Genomic DNA, 7410 nt, shown 5'->3' on the forward strand with positions numbered 1-7410 from the left:
CTGCATCGTACATCGACCGATGTTTTCGTGAAATCACGTTCACCCCGGCTTTCTTCGCCTTTTCTGATTCCCTGTTCACATAGGCACCAAAACCGGATAAATCGGAAGTAACCGAAGGTAAACCACTAACGCAACATTCCAGTGGCGTGTAGCCCCATGGTTCGTAATAACTTGGGAAAACTCCCAAATGACATCCTCGCACAAAGTCGTAATACTCCATTCGCCATAGCGGATTCGCTGTTGAAATAAAATCAGGATGATAAACGATCTTCACTTTATCCTCAGCATAGTTCAACAGATGAGATGTCTTCAGAAAATTCATGATGGGATCCTTCCCTTCATCCACCAGGTTGTGGGTAACTACCGGCGGCATATTATCTGTACGCCAAGACTTTAAATTCCTGCGTAATCGAATTAGCTTGTAGTCGTCGACCAACTTTGTCAATTCGGACATATCGACCCCGTTTTTACTACTAATCGTTTTCTCGAAGTAGATTTTAGACAGGGATTTTTGCACATCATCACAGTTACGATGAATCTCTTCGAGTAAGGCTCTCGATTGCAGCAACCCGGGATTAATAGACGTATACGGATTTCTGGTGATGAAGAAAAAAACGACTGTCTTATCGATGTTTTGTTCTTTCATCTTCCAGTTCAGGCGAGCAAGCGCTTCAAGCGTTAAGTCATAGCCCTTATTATAATATTCAAACCGACCGGAAGTAAAAAAATAAAGGGTATTGTTTAAGTCAAATGAATAATTGCTAAAGAAATGCCCCCTCACAAAATCATGAATCTTCTCCTTATTCTGTTGATGCGTATTTTGGAATCGGTGTAACACCTCAAAACGATCAATATTCAACCCATTAGGAAGAATAACATCTGGTTTACGCCCCAAAAGATGCTCACACTCATGACTCGTAATATCACTAACCGTAGAAAAAACATGTGATCCATGAGCCGCAGCCCGCTCAATATCTACAATATGTCTGATATTAAAATGATTCGCTTCTTTTTCCCAATCGTAAAATGGGAGGTTGTCGTAAAACTGCGAATCGTTCATCGCAAGATAACGCCCCAACATTGTAGCGTGTGTCGTGAACACGGTCTTAATTGGAAGATTGAATTTTCGAATCTCCGGAATACCAACACCGGCAAGCCATTCATGGAAATGTCCTATGATTTTCTTATCAATATCGTCTCGCTCGGTCAGCAACCTGAAAAACTCATATACCATAAAACCTAAAGCGATCCCTTTGTTCGCTAAATCGTCGTTATCAGGTATTGAGATATGGTGGTGCTCCCAAAACAGGTATTTATAATTAGCCCATCGGTCATCAACTGCGCACGCATCAAACAGGATTGTTTTAGGTCTTCCATCAATCAGCCATCGCCCGTAGTGCACATGAAATCCATTAGCACGCATTTCTTTTAAAACATCGCCAACACCCCCCTCAGGGTCTGGCTCCTCTTCAAAAATAGTTGCAACCTGCTCGTAGTAATAAGGGCCCATTACAAAATAATTCTCACCCCAGGTTTTGATTGCCGATGGCACTTTCGACTGAATAACAGTATAAATACCACCAACTTGGTTGCACACTTCCCAAGCGACTTCAAACAACATGCTGTTATCTAAGTCATCCTGAGTAAGGATAACACCTCCATCTTCGTCCATTAGCTCTGTCATAGTTAGGTTTTTTTAGTTTTGTTCCGAAGCTCAATTTTACCCAAAACGTTTCATGCAGCCTTAATCAATTAAGAAGCATTCGGCATATCATCGAATCCACCATAACACTACTTGAGATAATATATTGAGAACCGCAATTCGGGAAAGTCCCTTCAGTACTTTAAAGATAGGAAAAATGGAACAATAGTGCTTGTTCCAAAATAGTTTTATACGACATAAAATTCGACCTATAGCGCAATCACCTTTAACAGTGATAAAAACGCCAAGCACGGTCGATATAAAAGTTATAAATAGTTATTTTTCAAGGCTTGACATACACTCCACTTGAGCGACGGCTAAACAGATCACGCCCCACTCCAATACAATGCAAATTTGGAATGGTATCCATATAGCTCAAATCGCGGTCCCGACTCAGCACCAGCACGTCGTCATGTTTGGCCAGGAAGTCGTCCAATTCCTGTTCTGTTTGAAAAACAGGAATCCGCTTCTGCGCGTAAAAAGCAAAAGCATGATCGAAATCCTTAAAAGCAACCACTTCTTTATGCTGGCTTACCACTTGTCCGTATTTCTGAATTGGAGACTGATCATCGATGATCTGGAAAGGCTTCCAAAGAATAAGAACTGTTGTAAGCATAAAAGCAGCGGAGATGGCAAGCAAGCTGTATTCAGTCGATTTCCGCCGCAACACCAGCGAGATGACAGCTCCAACCGGCAACAAGGCCATAAACCAGGAAATCCACCCAATATTTTGCAAAGGCGGGGTATTTTTAACGAAAAAGAATACACCAACCGGCATAAGGATGGCAAGGAAAGCCATGATGAAAATTTCAATTCGTGATTTGCGCAACGCCTCGACATCGTTTCTAAGTCCGGCAATAAAACCACCGATCAGCAGTCCCAAAAAGGGATAGGCCGGCGCCGTATAATTGATCAATTTAGTTTGCGAAAAAGCATAAAAAACAGCAATAACAATAGCCGACAGGGCAGCCATCAATAGAAGCGGGTTATTTTTCCGTTGTTGCCAAGCACTCTTGGAAGCTCGAATCGCAAAAACAGAAAACGGTAATAAGCCCCCCATCAAAAAGAGGAACGGCATTACAAAGGGGCCACGGTGTCCTCTCAGTCCCTCATCAAAACGATTCAGGTTATGTTCCAGGAAGAAGGCACGGGTCCATTCACCTCCGGTTTTGACATGGACGGCATAATACCAGGGGACAGCCACCACAGCAATCAACAAAGCACCCCACCACGGCTTAAGTTCCAACAGGCGTTTCCATGTCAAGGTTTTAGTACTAAGCATGAACAGTAAAAAGGTCAAGCCCGGCAATAATAACCCTACCGGTCCTTTGGCAAAAATGCCCAACCCAAGGAAAATATACATGGCTGCAAACCATTTCCAACGACGCGAATGCCATCCTTCGAAAAAGAAGTAGATAGACAGCGTGTGGCAAAGAATAAGGTACGGATCGGGAGTTGCCAGTCGAAACTGAATAATAACATGCATAGAAGACAACAAAACAAGCGAGGACCAAAAGGCTGCCTTTTCGCTCCAATGCCGACGGGCAATCCAAAAGGTCGCCAGCACCACCAACAAACCACACAAGGCAGAAAACAACCGGGCTCCGGCTTCGTTAACTCCCAGCAGCCAATAACCAACCATCATTCCATAATACTCAAGTGCTGGTTTATCGGTTCGCAGTTCCCCGTTGAAGGTCGGTACAACCCATTCTTTGTTTTCCATCATCTCTCGGGCGCATTCAGCATTACGCGCTTCGGCCACCTGAAAAACGCTGGTTCCACCTAAAAACGAGAAAAACAAAAGCACACCGAAAAGCAATACCAGGAAAAAATACTTCATTCATTCAAGCTTTAATACATACACATTTTATAATTCAAAACCCCTTCAACAACCAGCCATTGCATCCTATACAGTTGCCGCCAGCGAACATTCATCCGCTCAATCAGGAATCAAGGAACAAATATAATGTGATTTTGCTCATTTCGCGCATTCATAAAGAGCATACCAACAACATCAACTGAACCGAATTTAATCCGGTTTTTATCTACCGTCTCCAGTCTGAACACTTGTGGGCACCAAGGTCTCCAACCACAAAACACGTCCCCGGGATCTATTCATTGAGTTCCTGACTTTAGCATTCCACCTTCACCTACCATTACCCAAGAAACCGTAGAGCATGCCCAGATTCTCTTTCTTTTGATGATCTGATAAATCTCCAACTCAATAACATACTGAACCAGAGAGATTAGTTTGATGTTATTCTACATCAAGACAATCGAATCAATACTCCGGGAAACAGACCGAATAGATACCGGGGACAATCATGATCTATCACCGCATAAATGGATATCGTATGAAAAAAATTTCGCTGTTATTAGCCATCCTACTTTGGGGTATTTCCAGTGGTTTCAGTCAGCACATTTCACCCATCGAAGATTGGGAAACAAACTACCGGGCAACTCCGGAAAAAGTAAACGACATGGTACATGTGAAGCTCGATGCTCACTTTAATTACTCCAAGGCACAACTAATCGGGAAAGAGTGGTTAACCCTCAAACCGCATATCTACCCGGTGGACAGCGTGGTGCTAGATGCTAAAAGCATGGATATACACACGGTACAATTGATTGAAAAAAAGCAAAATACATCACTCAACTTTCGTTACGACAGTCTTCAGTTAACCATCCACCTGGGACGAACGTTTACTGCAAACGAAAACTACAACCTCTACATCGAATATACGGCCAACCCAAATAAAATAAAGGAAGCCGGAAGTATGGCTATCACCGAAGCCAAAGGACTTTATTTCATCAATCCAACCGGAGAAGATCCAAAGAAACCGATACAAATCTGGACACAAGGAGAAACCGAAAGCAACAGTGGCTGGATCCCAATTATCGACAAACCCAACCAGAAAGCAACAACCGAATTCACGCTAACAGTTCCCAAGCAATACGTTACACTAAGCAACGGGCTGATGACCTCTTCAGAAACGAATAACGACGGCACCCGAACCGACCGTTGGGAGATGAAGCAACCCCATGCGCCTTATCTTTTCTTCATGGGCATTGGCGACTATGCGATTGTAAAAGATAAACCCTACGAAGGAAAAGAGGTTTCGTACTATGTAGAGAAACCCTACAAGGATCAGGCGCTTCAAACATTTGGCGAAACTCCGGCAATGATAGCCTATTTTTCTCAAAAACTTGGAGTTGACTATCCTTGGGTTAAATATTCACAAATAACCGGTCGGGACTTTGTCAGCGGTGCTATGGAAAATACAACCTCGACACTGCATGGCGACCGAGCCCGTTTAAATGCCCGCCAATTAACCGATGGCAATGACTGGGAACCCGTTATTGCACATGAGCTTTTTCATCAGTGGTTTGGCGACTTGGTAACTTGCGAAAGCTGGAGCAACATTACAGTAAACGAAAGTTTTGCCGACTTCAGCGAGATTATGTGGATGGAGCATCGCTACGGGAAAGACGAAGGAATGGGTTATGCTTATGCCAGCAAAAGCCGGTACCAATCCAACAGCAACGATACGATAAAGCCACTGGTTCGCTACCACTATGCCAATCGCGAAGACGTTTTCGACCTGGTGAGCTATAATAAAGGTGGAGCCATTTTATATATGCTGCGCGACTTTTTGGGGGAAAAAGCGTTTTACAAATCCCTGCAAACCTACTTGGAGCGAAACCGATTTGGTACAGGCAATGCCCGAAAACTGCAACAAGCATGCGAAGATGTCAGTGGGAAAGACCTGGCCTGGTTTTTCAACGAATGGTATTATGGTGTGGGCCATCCCCGACTTGATATCAACTATCATTATGACAAAGCAAGCAAACAGGAATTAGTCTATGTGGAACAAAAGCAAACAAGCCAAATCTTCAAACTGCCGGTATGGATCGATATTTACGAGGGAGGACAAACTCAACATTATTTCCGCTGGATCGAGAATAAAGATGACACCCTTCGCTTTTATGTCGAAAACAAACCGGACTTGGTCAATTTTGATGCAAAAAAAGCTTTACTCGCCGACAAAAACGACCATAAGTCTTTTGATGAATTTGTATTTCAATATCAACATGCTCAAAATTACCTAGACAGAAGGGAAGCAGTTGATTTTGCTCTAATGCAACCACTCGATAGCACTGGCGTAACAGCTTTTCTTCAAACTGCTCTAAAGGATCAGAATTATCGCATAAGAGGAACGATACTGACCAAACTGGAGGACAGCGATCCTTCTGAAGAACTGCTTACCCAAGTGGAGGATATGGTCAAAAATGATCCGAAAAAAATCATTCGCGCTACAGCATTAAATGTTTTGGGATCACGCAAAAATGGCAAATACGAAAACCTGTTCACCGAATATCTGACCGACTCGTCGTACAGTGTTGCCGGTGCAGCCTATAACGCCCTTCTGGATCTGGATCCAACAGAAGCCCTGAAATCATTACCCAAACTAAAGAAAGATGCAATGGGATTTTTGGCCAGAGCTGTTGAACGAGCCGACTTTTTGACTAAAACGGATGACGACTTTGATGAGATTTATGCACAACTTGATCAGGGGAGTATATATGATAAAGGTAGAAGCTATAAAAATTTCATGGAGTACCTGGGTCATGTTAACAAGCTCGAAAATTTTGAAAAAGGAACCCAGCTAATACTCGAATTTAGGGATGTGGCAGCCGCCTGGTCCACCGCAGTTGCAAAAGATATTGACAAAGGGTTATTGGAATTAAGAGCATCAAAAGAAAAAAACAAACAGGAAGGGAAGCTGGTTAGTCAGATGGAAGCCCAAATTCAATATCTCGATGGAGTAATCAACAAAACAAATTAGCACAAAAAAGAAAGGATGGCCTCTACCATCCTTTTCTCACTTAACCAAACCTATCTCTATGAAAAAAAACTTCTTAATTGTTGTCCCTATTGTATGAAACAAAGATACAACCTGCCTGCGTTAACGCCTGCAAAGGGATGTTAAAATAGTTTATAAGTGCCCCCTACCAAACATTAGGTAATGTCAAGTTCGCGAAGCTACTGCGGCTGTTCGCTGAGCAATTGCAGCAGTTCGCTGAGCTACTGCGGCTGTTCGCGGACCAACTGCAGCTGTTCGCTGAGTAACTGCAGCAGTTCGCGGACCAACTGCGAAAGTTCGCGAAGCTACTGCGGCAGTTCGCTGAGTAATTGCAGCAGTTCGCTGAGTAATTGCGGAAGTTCGCTGAGTAATTGCGGGTCCTGGAATGGCATCATCGTTTTAGTCTACCGCCTAATAACTTGCATAAAAATCCGGGGTCCATCATTCCCTTCGATGGAACCAGCACATTAAGTTTTGAATCTTAAAAGCAAATCAACAACCAACTGCTTTTCCAGCTTCGATCTATGATAGATGTACGATTTCTAATCTTCTTTATCAAAAACAAAAAAGGGAACGATTTTAATCGTTCCCTTCCGGTGGTGCCACCTGGAATCGAACCAGGGACACATGGATTTTCAGTCCATTGCTCTACCAACTGAGCTATGGCACCGTTGGTATGCAACTGCGATTTTTCGTAATTGCGGTCGCAAATATAGTAGAAAAATTTAGAGTTACGAATCCTTTTGCATTTTCGTTCAAAAAATATTTTCGCGTTCTCAACTAAAACAAAAAAAGGGAACGATTTGCATCGTTCCCTACCGGTGGTGCCACCTGGCCCCGAAG

The 7410-nt window shown here is 43.2% G+C and carries 3 protein-coding genes and 1 tRNA gene; 1 reads left to right on the forward strand and 3 read right to left on the reverse strand.

The genetic code is table 11. The features are described 5' to 3' along the window. The coding region (locus tag AC37HE_RS03630) for a glycosyltransferase family protein (RefSeq protein ID WP_500781422.1) at positions 1-1684 on the reverse strand (1684 nt) is incomplete at its 3' end. A gap of 301 nt (positions 1685-1985) precedes the next feature. Continuing rightward, complete coding sequence (locus tag AC37HE_RS03635) at positions 1986-3542, reverse strand: ArnT family glycosyltransferase (RefSeq protein WP_500781423.1); 1557 nt, start codon at positions 3540-3542, stop codon at positions 1986-1988. A 514-nt stretch (positions 3543-4056) separates the two neighbouring features. Here AC37HE_RS03635 and AC37HE_RS03640 point away from each other — a divergent pair. Continuing rightward, on the forward strand, positions 4057-6549 hold the full coding sequence (locus AC37HE_RS03640) for a M1 family aminopeptidase (RefSeq protein ID WP_500781424.1): 2493 nt from the start codon (positions 4057-4059) through the stop codon (positions 6547-6549). A 615-nt stretch (positions 6550-7164) separates the two neighbouring features. Here AC37HE_RS03640 and AC37HE_RS03645 read toward each other — a convergent pair. Next, positions 7165-7237, reverse strand: a tRNA-Phe gene (locus AC37HE_RS03645). Positions 7238-7410 lie beyond the last annotated feature (173 nt).

The sequence above is a fragment of the Mangrovibacterium sp. genome, assembly GCF_059905295.1.

What these genes read in the sequence shown, in the direction of transcription:
- AC37HE_RS03635 (WP_500781423.1), bottom strand. Translation starts at nt 3,542, where the DNA reads ATGAAGTATTTTTTCCTGGTATTGCTTTTCGGTGTGCTTTTGTTTTTC.
- AC37HE_RS03640 (WP_500781424.1), top strand. Translation starts at nt 4,057, where the DNA reads ATGAAAAAAATTTCGCTGTTATTAGCCATCCTACTTTGGGGTATTTCC.